This window comes from Rubricella aquisinus (genome assembly GCF_014199445.1).
Lineage (GTDB): Bacteria > Pseudomonadota > Alphaproteobacteria > Rhodobacterales > Rhodobacteraceae > Rubricella > Rubricella aquisinus.
The window spans coordinates 336,491-354,874 of record NZ_JACIJS010000001.1; the positions used below are offsets into that span (position 1 = coordinate 336,491).

Annotated in this window: 18 protein-coding genes; 5 read left to right on the forward strand and 13 right to left on the reverse strand. The window is 61.5% G+C overall.

The features are described from left to right. Positions 1-41: 41 nt before the first annotated feature. Positions 42-737, forward strand: a complete 696-nt coding sequence (locus FHS89_RS01595) for an orotate phosphoribosyltransferase (RefSeq protein WP_184007780.1) — start codon at positions 42-44, stop codon at positions 735-737. Between the two features lie 75 nt (positions 738-812). Here the strand turns inward: FHS89_RS01595 and FHS89_RS01600 are convergent, their stop codons facing one another. Both FHS89_RS01600 and pip read right to left on the reverse strand, forming a co-directional pair. Next, positions 813-1,454: a YiaD family glycine zipper/OmpA-like lipoprotein gene (locus FHS89_RS01600; RefSeq protein WP_246413511.1), complete on the reverse strand. Its 642-nt coding sequence runs from the start codon at positions 1,452-1,454 to the stop codon at positions 813-815. A 100-nt stretch (positions 1,455-1,554) separates the two neighbouring features. Next, positions 1,555-2,526, reverse strand: coding sequence for a prolyl aminopeptidase (gene pip / locus FHS89_RS01605; protein WP_184007782.1), 972 nt, complete (start codon positions 2,524-2,526; stop codon positions 1,555-1,557). A 70-nt stretch (positions 2,527-2,596) separates the two neighbouring features. Here pip and ubiG point away from each other — a divergent pair, with 70 nt between their 5' ends. Together ubiG and FHS89_RS01615 are read left to right on the forward strand one after the other, a co-directional pair. Next, the gene (ubiG, locus tag FHS89_RS01610; protein ID WP_184008441.1) at positions 2,597-3,346 is read left to right on the forward strand and encodes a bifunctional 2-polyprenyl-6-hydroxyphenol methylase/3-demethylubiquinol 3-O-methyltransferase UbiG; all 750 of its coding nucleotides are present in this window, start codon (positions 2,597-2,599) and stop codon (positions 3,344-3,346) included. A gap of 5 nt (positions 3,347-3,351) precedes the next feature. After that, complete coding sequence (locus FHS89_RS01615) at positions 3,352-3,750, forward strand: (R)-mandelonitrile lyase (protein ID WP_184007784.1); 399 nt, start codon at positions 3,352-3,354, stop codon at positions 3,748-3,750. Between the two features lie 49 nt (positions 3,751-3,799). On the opposite strand, the gene ltnD is transcribed toward FHS89_RS01615, so the two are convergent. From ltnD to FHS89_RS01650, 7 genes are all read right to left on the reverse strand, one after another. Next, positions 3,800-4,675, reverse strand: coding sequence for an L-threonate dehydrogenase (gene ltnD / locus FHS89_RS01620; protein ID WP_184007786.1), 876 nt, complete (start codon positions 4,673-4,675; stop codon positions 3,800-3,802). 85 nt (positions 4,676-4,760) lie between these two features. Beyond that, entirely contained in the window at positions 4,761-6,227 is a 1,467-nt protein-coding gene (locus FHS89_RS01625) for an ABC transporter substrate-binding protein (protein WP_184007788.1), read from the reverse strand. A gap of 421 nt (positions 6,228-6,648) precedes the next feature. Beyond that, positions 6,649-8,340: an ABC transporter ATP-binding protein gene (locus FHS89_RS01630; RefSeq protein ID WP_184007790.1), complete on the reverse strand. Its 1,692-nt coding sequence runs from the start codon at positions 8,338-8,340 to the stop codon at positions 6,649-6,651. Next, the gene (locus tag FHS89_RS01635; RefSeq protein WP_425502769.1) at positions 8,337-9,101 is read right to left on the reverse strand and encodes an ABC transporter permease; all 765 of its coding nucleotides are present in this window, start codon (positions 9,099-9,101) and stop codon (positions 8,337-8,339) included. The genes FHS89_RS01630 and FHS89_RS01635 overlap by 4 nt, the downstream gene beginning before the upstream one ends. Positions 9,102-9,154: 53 nt before the next feature. Then, positions 9,155-10,093, reverse strand: a complete 939-nt coding sequence (locus FHS89_RS01640; RefSeq protein WP_184007792.1) for an ABC transporter permease — start codon at positions 10,091-10,093, stop codon at positions 9,155-9,157. Between the two features lie 44 nt (positions 10,094-10,137). Beyond that, positions 10,138-10,734 (reverse strand): nicotinate-nucleotide adenylyltransferase, encoded by a 597-nt coding sequence (locus tag FHS89_RS01645; protein WP_184007794.1) that lies wholly within the window; start codon positions 10,732-10,734, stop codon positions 10,138-10,140. A gap of 75 nt (positions 10,735-10,809) precedes the next feature. Further along, the gene (locus FHS89_RS01650; RefSeq protein ID WP_184007796.1) at positions 10,810-11,028 is read right to left on the reverse strand and encodes a DUF2798 domain-containing protein; all 219 of its coding nucleotides are present in this window, start codon (positions 11,026-11,028) and stop codon (positions 10,810-10,812) included. 126 nt (positions 11,029-11,154) lie between these two features. Here FHS89_RS01650 and ettA point away from each other — a divergent pair, with 126 nt between their 5' ends. After that, positions 11,155-12,822: an energy-dependent translational throttle protein EttA gene (gene ettA, locus FHS89_RS01655; RefSeq protein ID WP_184007798.1), complete on the forward strand. Its 1,668-nt coding sequence runs from the start codon at positions 11,155-11,157 to the stop codon at positions 12,820-12,822. Here the strand turns inward: ettA and FHS89_RS01660 are convergent. The 4 genes from FHS89_RS01660 to fsa all read right to left on the reverse strand — a co-directional run bounded on the left by FHS89_RS01660 (position 12,812) and on the right by fsa (position 16,024). Next, positions 12,812-13,705 (reverse strand): DUF7946 domain-containing protein, encoded by an 894-nt coding sequence (locus FHS89_RS01660; RefSeq protein ID WP_184007799.1) that lies wholly within the window; start codon positions 13,703-13,705, stop codon positions 12,812-12,814. The genes ettA and FHS89_RS01660 overlap by 11 nt on opposite strands. Before the next feature lie 65 nt (positions 13,706-13,770). After that, a complete protein-coding gene (locus FHS89_RS01665) occupies positions 13,771-14,685 on the reverse strand; it encodes a tyrosine recombinase XerC (protein WP_184007801.1) in 915 nt (304 codons plus the stop codon). Further along, positions 14,682-15,356: a DUF484 family protein gene (locus tag FHS89_RS01670; RefSeq protein WP_184007803.1), complete on the reverse strand. Its 675-nt coding sequence runs from the start codon at positions 15,354-15,356 to the stop codon at positions 14,682-14,684. Before FHS89_RS01670 ends, FHS89_RS01665 begins: the two co-directional genes overlap by 4 nt. A 14-nt stretch (positions 15,357-15,370) precedes the next feature. Then, positions 15,371-16,024 carry a fructose-6-phosphate aldolase gene (fsa, locus tag FHS89_RS01675; protein ID WP_184007805.1) on the reverse strand — a complete coding sequence of 218 codons (654 nt, stop codon included), beginning with the start codon at positions 16,022-16,024 and terminating at the stop codon, positions 15,371-15,373. 159 nt (positions 16,025-16,183) lie between these two features. Between fsa and FHS89_RS01680 the strand changes: the two genes are divergently transcribed. Beyond that, positions 16,184-18,376, forward strand: coding sequence for a primosomal protein N' (locus FHS89_RS01680; protein ID WP_184007807.1), 2,193 nt, complete (start codon positions 16,184-16,186; stop codon positions 18,374-18,376). The last annotated feature ends 8 nt before the right edge of the window (positions 18,377-18,384 follow it).

Consider the following 18,384-nt stretch of genomic DNA (forward strand, 5'->3'; position numbering starts at 1 on the left):
CGGTGCTATCCCCGCGCAAACTCATTGCGCGGAGGCCAGCCATGTTCAGCAATTCCTATCCCAGCGACGCAGAAATGGCGCGCCTGACAGCGCGTATGCTGCTTGAAATCGAAGCGGTGCATTTCCGGGCGGATGAGCCTTATATCTTCACCTCCGGGATTGCATCGCCGGTGTATATCGACGGGCGCAAGTTGATCAGCTTTCCACGGGTGCGCTCCGCACTGATGGATTTTGCCTGTGCGCGGATCACCCGCGATATCGGGTTCGAGGCGTTTGATGCCGCCGCAGGCGGAGAGACCGCAGGCATTCCCTTTGCAGCCTGGATCGCGGATCGGCTGGCACTGCCGATGCAATATGTCCGCAAAAAGCCGAAAGGGTTTGGCCGGGATGCGCAGATCGAGGGCGCAATCCATGAAGGCCAGCGGGTGCTGCTGGTCGAGGATTTGGCGACAGATGGCGGCTCAAAGGTAAATTTCGTGAAAGCGATCCGCAAGGCAGGAGCCACCTGCGATCACACCTTTGTCGTGTTCTACTACGATATTTTCAAAGACACCCATGAGGCGCTGGCCAAGGATGGGATCACGCTGCATTGGCTGGCCACATGGTGGGACGTGTTGGCCGTGGCGCGTGAGGAAAAGCGATTTGATGAGGCGACGCTCGATCAGGTCGAAGCGTTCCTGAATGCGCCACTGGAATGGTCTGCGGCCAATGGTGGGGCGGCTGAGAAGTCGGTCTGACTATTATGCCTCCGGCGGGGAATATTTGGGGAAAGTGAATTACATTTCCCGTTATCCCCGCCGCAGGCCGGATGATCAGCCTTGAGGGGTGATCACGATCTCGACACGGCGGTTCTGTGCCTTGCCCGCTTCGGTTTCATTCGTCGCGATGGGGAATTGTTCCCCGCCACCAAAGACCCGCATACGGCTCGCGGGCACGCCATTTGCCGCGATGATGTCAGCGACCGCGATGGCGCGACGTTCCGACAAATCCTGATTGTAAGCGGTGGGACCATCGGAATCGGTGTGGCCCGTGATCTCAACGATGCTGTTGGGGTAGGCGATCAGGCTTTGCGCGATTTGCACAAGGTCGTTGCGGAACGCGGGGCGAACGGTGGTGGAATCCACCGCAAAGGTGATCGCGTTGGGCAGGGTCACGATCAGCTCTTGCCCCGTGTTTTCGATACCGACGCCGGAGCCTTCAAGATCGCGGCGCAACTCGGCCTCCTGCTGGTCAAGGAAATCACCATAGGCACCGCCCGCGATGCCACCCAGAATGCCGCCGATGATCGCGCCGCGCTGATCATTATCTGCGATCGCCGCCCCTGCTGCGGCGCCGGCAAGCGCACCTGCGATTGATCCGGTCACCCGGTTGTTCGGCTCCTGCCCTTCGGCACAGGCCGCGAGAATTGCAACAACGCCCAACGCGGGCACGATACGATACTTGGTCATTCGCATGGAATGCTCCTCTTTCGACATAGGCTTCAGGCGGATATTGGTGGTCCGCCGCGGCGACTTACAGAGAAAACGAACACAAGCGTGTGAGGTTCCGCAAAATTCAGCGCAACTCGTCCATGATCGACACAAGTTCGGCGGCAATCCCCGGTTCGGACAGGGCATGACCCGCCGCACCGATCATGCGCAGGTCACTGTCGGGCCACGCGCGATGCAGCGCATAGGCGGATCTCGGCGGGCAGATCATGTCATAGCGACCTTGCACGATATAACCGGGGATACCGCGCAATTTATCGGTGTTGGACAGGATCGCAGTGTCCTCGTTCAGCCATCCGTGATGGGTGAAATAATGGTTCTCCAACCGGGCGAAGGCGCGGGCATATTCCCCCGATCCGCCCGTGGAGCGGCCCGGGCTGGACAATGCCGCAAGGTTGCTTTCCCACGCCGCCCAAGCGCGGGCATAGCGCACCTGTTCCGCCCGGTCGGCACCGAACAGGCGGCGGTGATAGGCCGCGATCATGTCGCCGCGCTCCTCCACCGGGATAAGCGACTGGAACCGTTCCCATTCCTCAGGGAAGAAGGCCGAAACGCCCCCTTCATAGAACCAGTCAAGCTCCCCTTGGGTCATCAAAAACACACCGCGCAGGATGAGGCCCATCACCCGCTCAGGATGGGCCTGCGCATAGATCAGCGCGAGCGTCGCACCCCAGCTTCCGCCAAACACATACCACCGCTCAATCCCGAGGTGTTCGCGGATCCGTTCGATATCCGCCACGAGATCCCATGTGGTGTTGTTGGAAATTTCCGCCTGCGGCGAGGACCGCCCGCATCCGCGCTGATCAAACAGCACCGAGCGATAGAAATGAGGATCGAAAAACCGGCGCATCGCAGGGCTGCACCCGCCCCCTGGCCCGCCATGCAGCACCACCACCGGCACGCCGTCCACTTTGCCCGATTGCTCCAGATACACGCGGTGCCCGCCCGGCATGTCGAGAAACTGCTGGTCGAACGGCTCCCGTGAGGGATAGAGCGTGCGCCGGGGTGCGGCATTATGGGGGTGGGCGTTTTCTCTCATGATTGCACTATGTCCTAATGCGACGGGGATGAAAATCCATCCCGACACGGAATTTGATGAGGGGCAAAAGATGCAAAGCACAGGAACAAACACGATCGACGCGGGCGAGATCGCGAAGTTTGAGGCGATGGCCGCCGAATGGTGGGATGAGAACGGCAAGTTTAAGCCGCTCCATATGCTCAATCCTTGTCGGTTGGATTACATCACGCAGCAGATCGCGGGCGAGTTTGGCCGTGATCTCACCCGCGACAAACCGTTCGAGGGGCTGCGCATTCTCGATATCGGCTGCGGCGGTGGGCTGCTGTGTGAGCCGATGGCGCGGCTTGGCGCGACGGTGGTCGGCGCCGACGCGGCGGAGCGGAACATCCCCGTGGCTCAGGTTCATGCCGAACAATCCGGGCTTGAGATCGACTATCGCCACACCACGGCGGAGGCGCTGGTGGATGATGGCGAACACTTCGATGTGGTCCTGAACATGGAAGTGGTGGAGCATGTGGCCGATCCGCAGGGCTATACCGATGCTTGCGCGGCCCTCCTGAAGCCGGGTGGGCTGATGGTTTGCTCCACGATCAACCGCAATCCCAAAAGCTATCTCATGGCGATCATCGGGGCGGAGCATGTGATGCGTTGGCTGCCCAAGGGCACCCATGAATGGCAAAAATTCATCACGCCGGATGAGCTTTATGGTTTGATCGAAAAAGCGGGCCTGCGCCCGGTGGACCGGATGGGCTTCGTGTTCAACCCGATCACATGGAGCTGGTCGCTGTCGCCGCGCGATCTATCTGTGAACTACGTCACCGCCAGCGTAAAACCGGAGTAAGCATCATGGACATCACCCGCAATTCCGAGCGTAAAGCACTCCCCGTGCCGCCTGAATGGTTTACCGGGGATGTCCTGCAAGTGCCGATTGTCACCGCGCCTGCGCCTGCGCGCATCCGCGCCCTCTCCGTCAGCTTTCAACCCGGCGCGCGTACCGCGTGGCATACGCATCCTTTGGGCCAGACGCTCTATGTGATCAGCGGGCGCGGGCTGGTCCAGCTTGAAGGACAGCCGATTGAGACGATCCTACCCGGCGATACGGTCTGGATCGCACCGGAGGAGCGGCACTGGCACGGCGCGGCCCCCGACATGCCAATGACCCATATCGCGATGCAGGAAGCGGATGAGACCGGCTCAAACGTGACATGGATGGAGCATGTCACCGACGCTCAATATGCTGGCTGACCCCAGCGTTTCTTTTTTCCCTAAATACCTCCCGCCGGAGGCATAGAATCTAGCGACCGTCGCCCGGCAAAGTCAGCCCCGCATTGCGGGCGTAAACCTTGGCCACCGCCGCGTCATCTTCTGCCCCCAGCCCTGATCCGGCGGCGGCCAGAAATTGTTGCAGCGCTGCGGCGGTGAGCGGCGCGCTGAACCGCGCGTCCCGGGCGATATCCATGACGATACCAAGGTCTTTGGGCCAGATATTGACCGCCGAACGCGGGCTGTAATCCCCGTCCACGATATGCGGCCCCCGGTTTTCAAACATCCATGAGGTGCCCGCGCAATGGCGGATCACGTCCACGGTTTGCGCCGGGGTGACCCCTTGCGTCATGCCAAAGGTGACGGCCTCCGCCATGGCCGCGATATGCACCCCGGCGAGAAGCTGGTTGACCGCCTTCATCGCGGAGCCCGGCCCGGCCTGATCGCCCAGGCGGAACACCGTTTCCGCCATGGCATCCAGCGCCTCTTGCGCGGCGGCAACCGCCTCCGGCGTCCCGGCGGCCATGATCGACAGGGCACCCTGCGCGGCCTTCGCCGCCCCGCCGGAGATAGGGGCATCAAGATAGTGCAGACCCCACGCGTGTGCCTCGGCCTCCATCCGTTTGGCAAATTCCGGCGCCACGGTCGCGCAGGACAGCAAAACGCAGCCTTTGCGCAATCGGGGGGCCAGATCGGTGATGACGGTCTCTGTCTGCGCGGCGTTCAGCACGACGATCACCACACACTCAAGCACATCATCCGTAAGCGTGCGGCCCCCTTCGCCCTGAAACTGCGCAACACGCGCCGCGGCCACGTCCCGACCATCGACCTCATGCCCGGCGCGCAAAAGCGATTGCGCCATTCCATATCCCATCGAGCCAAGCCCGATCACCGCCATTCGCGCCATGCCACCACTCCCCTTCGCAAACGAAAACCCCGGCCGTTTCGGGCCGGGGTAAAGGCTGCGCGAAATTCGCGGCGATGGGAAGGGGTCACTCCTCCCAGGACACGCCGGTCAGATCATTCGCCTGCGTCGGCGCATTGGCCCAAAGTCCGCGGATACGGGCATCAGCCACACCGGTCTTGGCCAACTGGAACAGATAGCCATTGACGTAATCGCGGGCGATATGTTCCTGCGCCTGCTGGAGGATCGCGGTGCGCTCAGCCGGATCGGTAGCGAGGTTCAGGCTCTCCATGATCGCTTTGAAATCCTCGGACTGGTACTGGAAGTAATAATCGTCACGGGCATAGATGCCGATATCCATCGGCTCGGTATGGCTGACGATGGTCAGGCCATAATCCCGCCCCCGGAACACCTGCTCCAGCCATTGCGCCCATTCCAGATTGCTGATCTCGGTCTCGATCCCGACCTCCCGCAATTGGGCCGCGATAATCTCCCCACCGCGCCGGGCATAGGAGGGCGGCGGCAGCTTGAGCGTCGTGGTGAACCCATCGGCAAAGCCCGCCTCGGCAAGCAGCGCGCGCGCCCGGTCCGGGTCATAAGAGGACAGGGCCGTCAGATCGACATAGGCCGGGTTATGCGGCGCGAAATGGGTGCCGATGGGCGTGCCATAGCCGAACATCGCCCCGTCGATGATCGCCTGCCGGTCTATCGCATGGGCAAGTGCTTGTCGCACGCGCACATCGTCAAACGGGGGCTGCATGTTGTTGGTGGACAGGATCGTCTCCCCCTCCGTGGAGCCGACGATCACCCGGAACCGCGGATCAACCTCAAACTGGGCGAGGTTTTCAGGGGCCGGAAACACCGGGAAGGCATCCACATCGCCGGTCATCATCGCAGCAAAAGCGGCGGTCGGATCAGAGATAAACTTGAACACCGCCCGATCAAGCGCCACCGGCGCGCCCCAATAATCTGGGTTCTTGACGATGGATATCTGATCGCCCTGCCGCCATTCCTCGAATTTGAACGGACCAGTACCGATCGGATTGGTCGCGATCGTGTCGACGCTTTCGGGCGCCACGATCACCGCGTCCCCCCAACCAAGGTTGAACGGGAAATTGCCGTTTGGCGCGGAAAGCGTGATCCGCACGACCATATCGTTGAGCGCCTCAACACTCTCGATCCCGGCGAAAAGGGCTTTTTGCGCGTTGGTCGAATCCTCGGCCCGCGCTCGGTCGAGAGAGAACACAACATCGGACGCCTCAAAGGTCGTCCCATCATGGAAGGTCACGCCATCCTTGAGCAGGAACGTGTATTCCAACCCGTCCGCAGATACGTCCCAAGCGCGCGCAAGAGCGGGCTGGATGGAGCCATCAGATGCAATCCGGGTCAACCCTTCCATGACGTTGGCGTAGAGCACTTCGTCCACAGCCGCAGCCGCTTCGCCGGTCGGGTCGAGTGAGGGCGGCTCAAGCTGCATCCCAAGGGTGATATCCGTCTTGGCAAGGGCGGGTCCGGCAAGGGCGACCACACAGGCGGTCAGAAGAAGATGTTTCATTGGGCTCCCCAGTTGGTGGATCATCTTATTATGCAACCGTGCCGGAAAGCGGCCCCTGTGTCTAGATTGACAGAAGGGCGCTCCCGCACGTCGCTGACGCTCCCTTTGGGCCGGGCCGCCCGCTGACGCGGGCGGATGCCTCCGGCGGGGTATATTTGAAGAAAGTGAATTGGACCTGGTGTGGCGAGAGCAGCCCCCGCGATTCGGCCGTGGGTCAAGGTCCGAGGCACGAGTGGCCTTGACGCGCGGGCGAATCGTGACACCCAAAATGAGAGGCGTGATTTGAGGAACACACCTGTTCCTCAAACACCTCAGCGCAATCTTCTCTTCTCGCGGCGTAGCCGCGCCACGCCCAACGGGAGGAAGGAGCGTCAGCGACTGAACGACGGGCGGGAGGGCCTGCTCTAATTTGCAGCCATGTTCAGGGAGCGTCTGTCTGGCCCCGATCAGGCAATCGCGGGCTCGCGGCGAGCAGGGTGCGGGTGTAGCGGTGCTCGGGGGAGGTAAAGAGCCTCTCGGTCGCGCCCTCCTCTACAATCTCACCATCCTTCATCACCAAAACACGATCCGTGATTGCCCGCACCACGCTCAGATCATGGCTGATGAACAGGTAACTCAGCGTATGGATCGCGGACAATTCCGCCAGCAGATCAAGGATTTGCGCGCGGATCGATACGTCAAGCGCGCTGACCGCCTCATCCAGCACAATCACCGACGGGCGGATCACCAGCGCGCGGGCAATCGCGATCCGCTGGCGTTGCCCGCCAGAGAAGGCGTGGATGTATTTGTCCATATCGTCGGCGTGCAGGCCCACGTCGCGCAGCGCATCCGCCACGCGCTCCCGGCGCTCCGCGCGGCCCGGAGGATCGTCGAGCAGGTGGAACGGTTCGGCCACCAATCGGCCCACCTTATGGCGCGGGTTAAAGCTGCCATAGGGGTCCTGAAACACCACCCCGATCCCACGTCGCTGCGCAAACGTCATGCCATCCGTCACGCGCGCACCGTTGAGGTGGATATCACCCCCTTGCACCGGCTCCAGCCCAAGGATCGCGCGCGCAAGCGTTGACTTGCCGCAGCCGCTTTCACCCACAAGGCCGAGGTTCTCGCCCTGCCTAAGGGTAAAGCTCACCCCATTCACCGCGCGGAAATGCTCTTGCTTCGCAAAGAGGTGCTTGCGCGGCAGGGCGTAGTCGCGCACCAGATCGCGGACCTCCAGAACCGGCGTATCGCCCCGCGCCATGGTGCGGTCAGGCTGATGCGCGGAGGCCGCGAAGAGTTTGCGTGTATAGGGATGATCCTGCCGGGCAAAGACCGTATCGACCTTTCCCGCCTCGACGATCCGGCCCTGTTCCATGATCGCGATATGCTGCGCGATATTGGCCACCACGGCAAGGTCATGGGTGATCAGGATCAGGCCCATGCCGTCCTCTTCCACCAATCGGGTGAGCAGCGACAGCACCTCTGCCTGCGTAGTCACATCGAGCGCCGTCGTCGGCTCATCCGCGATCAGCACCTTGGGGCGTAGCGCGATGGCCATGGCGATCAACACCCGCTGGCGCTGACCACCGGACAATTCATGCGGATATTTCGTCAATGGAAAGCGCGGGCCGCTCAACCCCACACGATCCAGCACGTCACGCGCCCGCGCCCGTGCCTCTGCCCGGCTGGCGCGGGTGTGCAGACGGACGGTTTCGGCCACCTGATCGCCGATGCTGTGCAACGGGTTCAGCGCCGTCATCGGCTCCTGAAAGATCATGGCGATCTCCTGCCCCCGGATCGCCTGTTTCGCGCGATCTGGCAGGGGAAGGATATCCCGCCCTTCCAGCATGATCTGGCCGCTGGCGTGCGCCTGTTTCGGCAAGAGGCCCATGATCGCCAGTGCGGTCATCGACTTGCCCGAGCCGCTTTCGCCGACGATGCCGAGCACCTCACCCGCGTTCAGATCGACAGACACATCGTCGAGGATAGGGGTTGCCGCGATGCGGAGGGTGAGGTTGCGAACGGAGAGGATCGCGCCCGGCCCGAGGGTGGGCGTATCGCGCCCGCCCTGGGGGGCGGGTCGGGCGCGATCCGGGCCGCTGCGCGCCCCGGATTGTTTCTCCAAGCCCTTCATGCCGTCCGCTCCCGCCCGCGCGGGTCCAGCAGATCGCGCAGGCCATCGCCCATCAGGTTCAGCCCCAGCACTGTCAACACAATAGCAAGCCCCGGAAACAGCGCCATATGCGGGGCGAAGCTGACCATCGTTTGCGCTTCTGCGAGCATCCGGCCCCAGCTTGGCGTCGGGGGTTGCGCGCCGATCCCGACATAGCTGAGAGCAGCTTCGACCAGAATACCCACCGAAAACTGAATGGTGCCCTGTACGATCAGCAGATTGGCGAGGTTTGGCAGGATATGCTCCGCACTGATCCGCGCGGCCCCTTTCCCGGCTACGCGGGCTGCCATGACAAACTCCCGCTGCCACAGGCTCAGCGCACCACCGCGCGTCAGCCGGGCAAAAACGGGGATGTTGAAAATGCCGATGGCGAGGATCGCGTTCATCACACTTGGCCCGGCAAGGGCTGCGATCATGATCGCGATCAGCAGCGACGGGAAGGCAAACACCAGATCGTTGCCGCGCATGATCACTTCATCAAGCCACGATCCGCGCCGCGCCGCAGCCCAAAGGCCCAGCGGCACGCCAAGCCCCATGCCAATGCCAACCGACGCAACCGCCACCGCGATGGAGGTGCGCGCGCCGACCATGATCATCGAAAAGATGTCCCGCCCAAAATGATCGGTGCCGAACCAATGCTCCGCCGAGGGCGGCTTGAGCCGGTTCGCGATGCTCAGCGCTTCGGCGTCATAGGGCGTCCAGAGGTAGGACAGACCCGCCATTGCGACGAACACAAGCGAAACAATGCCACCAAGGGCCAGCGCGAACGGCACCCTCATCGCCGGAGCCTCGGATCAACCAGCGCATAAGCCAGATCGACCAGAAACGTGACAACGATCACCGCAAACACCAACAGCATGACCGTAGATTGCACCACGATCAGGTCGCGCTGCGTGATCCCCTGAAACACCAGCCGCCCCAGACCGGGCAGGAAAAACACGTTCTCGATGATGATGGCCCCGGCCAGCAGGAACGAAAATTGCAGGCCAAGGATGGTCAACACCGGGATCATCGCGTTTCTGAGCGCATGGCGCCACAGCATCCCGCCCCGGCTCAGCCCCTTGGCGCGCGCGGTGCGGATGTAATCCTCATCAAGCGTCTCCAGAAGGGCGGATCGCATGACCCGCGCAAGGATGCTCGCCTGCGGTAGGGCAAGGGCGATGGCCGGCAGGGTCAGCGCCTTGATCGCGGCAAGAGGATCGTCCCAGCCGGGAAAGCCCCCCGCCCCGAACCAGCCAAGCGTCACCGCAAAGACGAACACCAACATCATCGCGAACCAGAAATTCGGGATCGCGATGCCAAGCTGCGTGGCCCCCATGATCCCGAAATCGAGTACACCGCCGCGCGCCGTCGCCGCGATGATACCAACCGGAAAGGCAATCGCCGTGGACAGCGCCAGCGCATAGAGCGTCAACGGCAGCGAAATCCAGATACGATCAAGGATCAGTTCGGCCACTGGCACCTTATAGGTATAGGAGGTGCCAAAATCGCCCTGCACCAATCCGCCGATCCATGCCAGATACTGCTCCGGCAGGGTGCGGTTCAGCCCAAGTTCAGCGCGCAACGCAGCGAGCGTGTCTTCCTGCGCGTTGATGCCAAGGATCAGCACCGCCGGATTACCGGGGATCACCGCCATCACAAGAAAAATTACCACTGAGGCCGCGATCAGCGTCGCGGTGAGGGAAACCAGTCTGATGAGCAGATACCGAAGCATGGGCTCACCTTGGGTCGGCGCGGATGGGGCGTCAAGCGGATGCGCTACCAGTGCCCAGCGCGGCGGATCGCCGTTGAGGATAGATCGACCATCGGGCCGGGCACCATGCACCAACGCGGCGCGGGTGAAAATGGCAAGGCGCGGGCCTGCGCGGCGGGAAGCCGGGCGAAATCATACTGCCGCGCGGCACGGGACAATCCGGCGCGCACCTGCTCCCCCGGGCGGGCGAGGATGCCAATGGGCATCCGCCCGAGGATGCTTTGCCATTCGTTCCAATGGTGAAACTGGCCGAGGTTATCGGCCCCCATCAGCCACACGAAGCGGACGCCCGGGTAACGGAACTGTAATGCTGCAAGGGTTTCGGCGGTGTAGCGGGTGCCGAGGTGACGCTCGATATCCGTGATCTCAACGCGCGGGTGCTGCATGATCGTGTGGCACGCATCCATCCGACGCGACAGGGCGGCTGGTCCCTGCTCTTTCAACGGATTGCCGGGCGTGACAAGCCACCAGACCCGATCCAGCCCGAACCGTTTAAGCGCCTGTCGGGTAATATGCACATGGCCCTGATGCGGCGGATCGAACGACCCACCGAGCAACCCCACCGTCATCCCCGGCACTGCGACTGGATACCCATGAAACATCGCATGGTGATACGCGGACGGGCGCGGGGCGTAAAGCGCAGCGATACTTCCACCGGAGCCAAGCCGAAGGCGCGCCTACCGCGTGACTTTCGCAACCAGTTTGCGCGCAATCGGGGCGACGATCAGCACGGCGGGAAATGCGACCAGCCATGAGCTGATCCATGCGCCGGGCCAAAAGCTGAACAGATCTGCAATGCCAACCGCCCGCGCCGTCGCGATGCCAGACACGATCAGGGACATCAGCCCCGACAGGATGAAGCCAAACAGGACTTGCGGGTATTTTGCCGGTATCATTGGCCCCTCCTTACACCTGACTGCAATCTAGAGGCCGCCATCGCGGAAAAGAACCCCTCCATTGCCCCCATGCCCGCCTTCGGCTAGATGATCCGGGAAACCGTCATTCCCGCAAGGAGCTTTGCCATGGCCGCTTATCAATACGTTTACCACATGGACGGCGTGTCCAAGACCTATCCCGGTGGCAAGAAATGCTTTGAGAATATCCGCCTGTCCTTCCTGCCCGGTGTGAAAATCGGTGTCGTGGGCGTGAACGGGTCGGGGAAATCCACCCTGATGCGGATCATGGCTGGGATCGACAAGGATTTCACCGGGGAGGCATGGGCCGCCGAAGGTGCCAAGGTCGGTTATCTTCCGCAGGAGCCGCATCTGGATGAAAGCCTCACCGTGCGCGAAAATGTCATGCTGGGTGTGGCGGAAAAGCAGGCCAAGATCACCCGCTTCAATGAGATCGCGATGCAGATCGCAGAGGATTATTCCGACGAACTGATGGAGGAGATGACGGCCCTTCAGGATCAGATCGACGCGGAAAACCTGTGGGATCTGGATGCGCAGATCGACGTCGCGATGGAAGCCCTGCGCTGCCCCCCCGATGACGCGAATGTCGAAACCCTGTCGGGAGGGGAACGCCGCCGGGTGGCACTGTGCAAGCTGCTCCTTGAAGCGCCCGAGATGCTGCTGCTTGACGAGCCGACCAACCATCTGGATGCGGAAACCATCGCATGGCTGCAACAGCACCTCATCGCCTATAAGGGCACGATCCTGATCGTCACCCACGACCGCTATTTCCTCGATGACATCACCGGATGGATTTTGGAATTGGATCGCGGGCGCGGCATTCCCTATGAAGGCAATTATTCCGCATGGCTAGAGCAGAAGGCCAAGCGCCTCTCGCAGGAAGCGCGGGAGGACAAGACCCGCCAGAAAACCCTTGAGCGCGAACTGGAATGGATCCGGCAGGGTGCGAAGGCGCGTCAGGCCAAGCAAAAGGCTCGGATCAACGCCTATAACGACCTCGCGAACCAATCCGAGCGGGAAAAAGTCACCCGCGCGCAGATCGTTATCCCCAACGGCCCGCGGCTTGGCGGCAAGGTGATCGAAGTGACGGACCTCAAGAAAGGCTTCGGGGATCGGTTGCTGATTGATGGCCTGAACTTCTCCATCCCGCCGGGGGCGGTTGTCGGTGTGATCGGGCCGAACGGCGCGGGTAAATCGACGCTGTTCCGAATGCTCACCGGGCAGGAACAGCCCGATGGCGGCAGCGTGGAATTTGGCGACACGGTGCAACTCTCCTATGTCGATCAGTCCCGCGACAGCCTTGATGACGCGCAGACCGTTTGGCACGAAATCTCCGACGGGCTTGATATCATCAAGCTGGGCGATGCGGAAATGAACAGCCGCGCCTATGTCGGTGCGTTCAACTTCAAAGGCGGCGATCAGCAGAAAAAGATCGGCCTGTTGTCGGGGGGTGAGCGGAACCGGGTGCATATGGCCAAGCTGCTGCGCTCCGGCGGGAACGTGCTGCTGCTCGATGAACCGACCAACGATCTGGACGTGGAGACGCTGCGCGCGCTTGAGGACGCGCTGACCGATTTCGCGGGATGTGCGGTGATCATCTCCCACGACCGATTTTTCCTTGATCGCCTGTGTACGCATATCCTCGCCTTTGAGGGCGAAGGCCATGTGGAATGGTTCGAGGGCAACTTCGAGGAATACGAGGCCGACAAAATCCGCCGTCTGGGGGCCGATGCGGCGCAGCCGAAGCGCATTAAGTATAAGAAGTTTACGAGGTGATTTCTTGAATAACCAAAAGCGATTTCAAGCGATTGTTAATGCTCTCATTACGTAATGCTCTAAATGAAATATCAGAATTGCGTTGGGATATTGGTATGCGAGAGAGAGCATTTCGAGCTAAGCTATCTGTTATCTTAGCAATGAAGTCATTATTTTTCATATCGTTTCCTAGCTCAAATGATACAGTTCTTTCTAATTCTGGTATGTAAAAGCGCCCCTTATAAGTATTTACATTGTAGCTAGAAACAATTCCGTGATAATCTGAAAAATCCTCTGATGTAATGGTTTTTTTGACATAATCATAGGTATTTATATCAAAGTAGTAGTCTAGCTGCTCATTTTCTCCTGAAATATTAAAATTTATATCGGCTATATTTGCCGTTCTTGAGAAAGCGATGGGTCTATGAATTGATAAAATCCCACTTTCGCATTTTTCAATAACAGCATCAAAGCGTTCTTCAGTAAGATTATCCGGAAGCACAAAATCTGAGTCAACTCGGTTACGATGCTCCCTTATTTGGCTACCAAGAACCTCCTCAAAGTTAGGTTCAAACCCTAGAGACTCCGCAATGACATAAGAAACAGCAGACTTCATCAACCACCCAAAACTGGAATCAGATGAAGCCACACCAGAAGAGAGAATTGCGGTCCCTAAACTGACAGCGACTGCCTGCTTCCAAGATCCTTCCTCACTTATTTGTGCCAAAACTTGAAAACCCTGAGTGCTGGGCGACTGTGTTTTGATTGTTCCATTAATTAATAAATGCGTAGTTAGAGAAATAACTCTCTCAAAACCAATTAGACTCTGCGCAACATCATAAAATTGGATTTGAGCATCGTCAGCAGCGCTGCCTCGATAACGCAACTCGATTATATTTGACATATGTGAATCCTTTAACGCACTTTATTAAATAATCTCAAAATATTAATTTTGTCAAATAACACAATTTAGAATCGTCTATGCGCCTTTCGGTACACATCCATCAGTTTCGCCTCGTCAAGCCCAGTGTAGATTTGCGTCGATTGCAAGGACGCGTGGCCGAGCAATTCCTGAATCGCCCGCAAATCACCGCCCGCGTTCAAAAGATGCGTGGCGAAGGAATGGCGCAGCGCGTGGGGCGTGGTGGTTTCGGGTAGGCCAAGCTCAGCGCGAATTTCCGCAACCCGCTTTGCCACCAGCCGGGCGCTGAACGGCCCGCCGCGTACACCGCGAAACAGCGGCGCGTGCCGCTCCAGCGGATGCGGGCAGAGCGCGACATAGGCCTCCACCGCTTGTGCCGCGACGGGCAGGACGGGCAATTGCCGCTCTTTCCCGCCCTTGCCCCGGATGGTCAGCACGTCGCCCAAGGGCGCGTCCCCGCCGGTGAGCGACAGCGCCTCCGATATCCGCAAGCCCAATCCATAGAGCAGCGTCAGCACCGCCGCGTCGCGCGCGCCCACCCAGCGGGGTTCGGTCGCGGCGGCGATCTCTATCATCTCTGACGCGGCATCGGCGCTGATCGGGCGCGGCAGCCGCTTTTTCGCGCGGGGGGAGCGGGCGGCATGGACCGCCGTTCCCTCAATCCCTTCGACATCCGCGAGCCAGCGAAAGAAGGATTTGACCGCCGACAGGCTGCGCGCCGCAGACCGCGCGCTCAGGCCACGGCCCCGCGCATTGGCCACATAGGCGCGCATGTCGGATTGGGTGACTTTGCCAAGCGCCACGCGGCCCGCACCCTCCCCCTGATGGATCACCAGAAAGCCCAAGAAACCGGCCACATCCCGGCGATAGGCATCAATGGTATGGGGGGACGCACCGCGCGCGGCGCTCAGTTCGCTGAGCCACCGGGTCAGCAGATATTCGGCCTCATGCGCCGCACTCATTCGATCCAGCGGCGCACGATCCGCTCAAAACAGCCCGCGAAGAACGCCAGAAGGTCGGTGCCCTGATCCGGCGCAAAGCGGCCCGCATCCTGTGCGCCAAACACCAGCATCGCCGCCCGCCGACCGGGACCAAGGTCAAGGCGCAGCACCGCCTCCGAGGTGATCTCCGGCGCGACGATCCCGTCGATTTCAACCGCACGCAGAAGGATACCCTTGCGCGCGTCCCCGTCGCGATCCCCGAAATAGGTCGCGATGGAGCCTTTCGGGAGCGCCTTCACCCCCTGCAACTGATCAAGAGCGGTGGCGGCAGCGCCGTCGGCTTCCAGCACCAGATGCACCTCATCGACGGTCAGCACCGGAGCGAGCCGGTCTTGCAACACCGACAGGAAGCCCGCGAAATCCTGCGGCTCCAGAAGGCTCAGCACCGCGCGTTGGATCGCATTGGTACCCGCGATATTCTCATAGGCTGCCGCCAGAACGGACCGGTGGGTTTCCTCAAGCTGGCCCAGCTTGCCCTCCAGCCGTTCGACGAACACGCCGCGCAGATCGACGATGTTGCCCCCATCGGGCTGCCCGGCGTCCAGTAGGCGCGCCATCACCTCCCGATCATCCAGCACGATGTCAGGATGAGCGAGGATCGTTTCGCGGATCGCGGCGATGGCGTCAGTCATATCTCAGGCTCCGATCAGACGATTTTCTGCCCGGTCTTGGCCCAGTCCGACAGGAACGCGGCAAGACCCGCATCGGTCAGCGGATGATCGGCCAGCTTTTTCAGAACAGCAGCCGGTGCGGTGACCACATCGGCGCCGATCCGGGCGGATTCGGTGATGTGGTTCACCGTACGGATAGAGGCCGCGAGGATTTCCGTCTCATAGCCATAATTGTCATAGATCTGGCGAATATCCGCGATCAGCTCCATGCCATCCACGTTGATATCATCAAGTCGCCCGATGAACGGGCTGATGAAGGTCGCGCCCGCCTTGGCCGCCAACAGCGCCTGATTGGCAGAAAAGCAAAGCGTGACGTTGACCATCTGCCCCTCGCTCGACAGGGTGCGGCAGGTTTTGAGCCCGGCCCAGGTGAGCGGAACCTTAACGGCGATGTTATCTGCGATCTGCGCCAGTTTACGGCCTTCTGCGATCATCTCATCGGCGTCGGTCGCGGCGACTTCGGCGCTGACGGGGCCGGGGATCAGGTCACAAATCTCCTTGGTCACTTCGAGGATATCGCGACCGGATTTCAGGATCAGGGACGGGTTCGTCGTCACACCATCGACAAATCCCAGCTCGTGCAGTTCGGCGATTTCGTCAATATTGGCGGTATCTACAAAGAATTTCATCCGTGTGGCCCTTCGTTTGTGTGGATTTGCGCGGACCATAGCGAAAGGGGGGCAAGGGGGGAATACGTCAATTGCGCCAAAAAGGCGCTCCGAGGCCATAATTCGACGGGCAGCGCTCGGCTCTTGCGCGGGCAGGGTGATTGCAGGCAAACACAGGCCATGACCCCAGAGTTTTTCCATGAAGGCGATCGCGTCGGCATCCTCACATCGGAGCCGATCGGGCGCGTTCTGGATTACCGTGCGCCAGAGGGCGGCGTGAGCAATGGTGCCTATGTTCAGGTGCCGCTTGGCCCGCGCAAGGTGACGGGTGTGGTGTGGTCCGCCGGGGACGGGGATTATCCGCTGGAAAAGCTGCGCCCGGTGGCAACGGTGATCGACGCGCCCGCGATGCTGCCGGGGATGAAACAGTTTCTGACGCGGGTGGCGGAATATACGCTAACCCCCCTTGATGCGGTGCTGCGGCTGGCGACCCGCGCGCCGGGGCTGGCCGATCCACCGAGCAAGCGGCGGGTGTATCGGCTTGGTGACGCGCGGCCCGACCGGATGACGCCCGCGCGTGCGCGGGTGATCGCCACGCTGGAGGAATTGGGCGGGGCACCATTGCCGCCCGCTGACCTGGCGCAGCTCGCCGGTGTCAGCACTGGCGTTTTGAAAGGGCTGGAGGAGGCGGGCACCCTCATTGTGCAGGCCGCCCCGCGCGACGCGCCCTTCCCCACGCTTGATCCCGACCGCCCGTCCAAACCGCTTAACGACGATCAGCGGCGCGGGGCGGCGCAGTTGCGCGAAGCCGTGCGCAGCGGCACCTATGGCACCACCCTGCTGAAGGGCGTGACCGGATCGGGCAAGACCGAAGTGTATTTGGAGGCCGTGGCGGAGGCACTGCGCTGCGGACGTCAGGCGCTTGTTCTATTGCCTGAGATAGCACTGACCGGGGCCTTTATCGAGCGGGTGGAAAAGCGGTTCGGCGCGAAACCCGCCGAATGGCATTCGGGCGTGACCCCGGCCAATCGCCGCCGCGCGTGGAAAGCGGTGGCGGAGGGGCAGGCACGGCTCGTTGTCGGCGCGCGCTCTGCCCTGTTCCTGCCGTTCCGCGATCTGGGCCTGATCATCGTGGATGAGGAGCATGACGGCTCCTACAAGCAGGAGGATGGCGTGCTTTACCACGCCCGCGACATGGCCGTGCTGCGCGCGAGCCTGTCTGCCGCGCAAACCGTGCTGGCCACCGCGACCCCTGCACTGGAGACATGGGCCAATGCGGAGGCCGGGAAATACGCGCGGATCGAGCTGACAGAACGGTTCGGGACCGCCCTTTTGCCGGAGATGCGCGCGGTCGATATGCGCGGCGCGGCCCTGCCCCGCGATCAGTGGATCGGTGGGGAATTGGCGAAAGGGATCGACGCGCGGCTTGGCACCGGGGAGCAGTCGCTGTTGTTTCTGAACCGGCGCGGCTATGCCCCGCTGACCGTGTGCCGTGCCTGTGGGGAGCAGGTCGGTTGTCACCAATGCGATGCGCGCATGGTGGAGCATCGGTTCATCAACCGGCTGATGTGCCACCAATGCGGGGAAACCCGGCCCATTCCACCCGCCTGCCCGGCCTGCGGGAAAGAAGAAACGCTCGCCGCAATCGGGCCGGGTGTGGAGCGCTTGGCGGAGGAGGTCACGGCCCGCTGGCCCGACGCGCGCGTCGCGGTGCTGTCATCGGACATGACCGAAAGCGCGCGCGCCCTGCGCGACCGGATTGACGCGATTGCCGACGGTGGGGCGGATATCATCATCGGCACGCAGATGGTCGCCAAGGGGCACAATTTTCCGTTGCTCACGCTGGTGGGGGTGATCGACGCGGATCTGGGGCTTCAAGGCGGTGATCTGCGCGCGGCGGAGCGGACGTTTCAACTGATCCGGCAGGTCGCGGGCCGGGCCGGGCGCGCGGACAAGCCGGGCCTGTGCCTGATCCAGACGCATCTGCCTGACAACCCGGTGATCGGCGCGATCCTGTCAGGCGATGATGAGGCGTTCTGGCGAAGCGAGGCCGCCGCGCGCCAACAGCTTGGCGCACCACCCTATGGCCGCTGGGCCGGAGTGATCGTCAGCGGACCGGATGAGCGGTTGACATTCGACACCGCGCGTGCGCTGGCACGCGAAGCAGGCCTGTTCACCCAAGCATCCGCGAGCCTCCTTGGCCCCGCGCCCGCGCCCGTGGCAAAGGTAAGGGGCCGCACCCGCGTCAGATTGCTGGTCAAAGCGCCCAAGGGCGTCGCACTGCAACCCCTCTTGGCGGAATGGCGGGACCGGGTGAAAGCCCCGAATGGCGTGCGGGTCACGTTGGACATTGACCCGCAATCCTTTTTCTAGGGACGTGA

Coding starts and splice junctions, on each gene's coding strand:
- FHS89_RS01600 (WP_246413511.1), bottom strand. CDS start 1,454: ATGCGAATGACCAAGTATCGTATCGTGCCCGCGTTGGGCGTTGTTGCA.
- FHS89_RS01665 (WP_184007801.1), bottom strand. CDS start 14,685: ATGAGTGCGGCGCATGAGGCCGAATATCTGCTGACCCGGTGGCTCAGC.
- FHS89_RS01670 (WP_184007803.1), bottom strand. CDS start 15,356: ATGACTGACGCCATCGCCGCGATCCGCGAAACGATCCTCGCTCATCCT.
- FHS89_RS01630 (WP_184007790.1), bottom strand. CDS start 8,340: ATGAAGGGCTTGGAGAAACAATCCGGGGCGCGCAGCGGCCCGGATCGC.
- FHS89_RS01650 (WP_184007796.1), bottom strand. CDS start 11,028: ATGATACCGGCAAAATACCCGCAAGTCCTGTTTGGCTTCATCCTGTCG.
- FHS89_RS01645 (WP_184007794.1), bottom strand. CDS start 10,734: ATGTTTCATGGGTATCCAGTCGCAGTGCCGGGGATGACGGTGGGGTTG.
- ubiG (WP_184008441.1), top strand. CDS start 2,597: ATGCAAAGCACAGGAACAAACACGATCGACGCGGGCGAGATCGCGAAG.
- FHS89_RS01615 (WP_184007784.1), top strand. CDS start 3,352: ATGGACATCACCCGCAATTCCGAGCGTAAAGCACTCCCCGTGCCGCCT.
- FHS89_RS01680 (WP_184007807.1), top strand. CDS start 16,184: ATGACCCCAGAGTTTTTCCATGAAGGCGATCGCGTCGGCATCCTCACA.
- pip (WP_184007782.1), bottom strand. CDS start 2,526: ATGAGAGAAAACGCCCACCCCCATAATGCCGCACCCCGGCGCACGCTC.
- FHS89_RS01640 (WP_184007792.1), bottom strand. CDS start 10,093: ATGCTTCGGTATCTGCTCATCAGACTGGTTTCCCTCACCGCGACGCTG.
- ltnD (WP_184007786.1), bottom strand. CDS start 4,675: ATGGCGCGAATGGCGGTGATCGGGCTTGGCTCGATGGGATATGGAATG.
- FHS89_RS01625 (WP_184007788.1), bottom strand. CDS start 6,227: ATGAAACATCTTCTTCTGACCGCCTGTGTGGTCGCCCTTGCCGGACCC.
- FHS89_RS01635 (WP_425502769.1), bottom strand. CDS start 9,101: ATGGCGGGTCTGTCCTACCTCTGGACGCCCTATGACGCCGAAGCGCTG.
- FHS89_RS01595 (WP_184007780.1), top strand. CDS start 42: ATGTTCAGCAATTCCTATCCCAGCGACGCAGAAATGGCGCGCCTGACA.
- fsa (WP_184007805.1), bottom strand. CDS start 16,024: ATGAAATTCTTTGTAGATACCGCCAATATTGACGAAATCGCCGAACTG.
- ettA (WP_184007798.1), top strand. CDS start 11,155: ATGGCCGCTTATCAATACGTTTACCACATGGACGGCGTGTCCAAGACC.
- FHS89_RS01660 (WP_184007799.1), bottom strand. CDS start 13,705: ATGTCAAATATAATCGAGTTGCGTTATCGAGGCAGCGCTGCTGACGAT.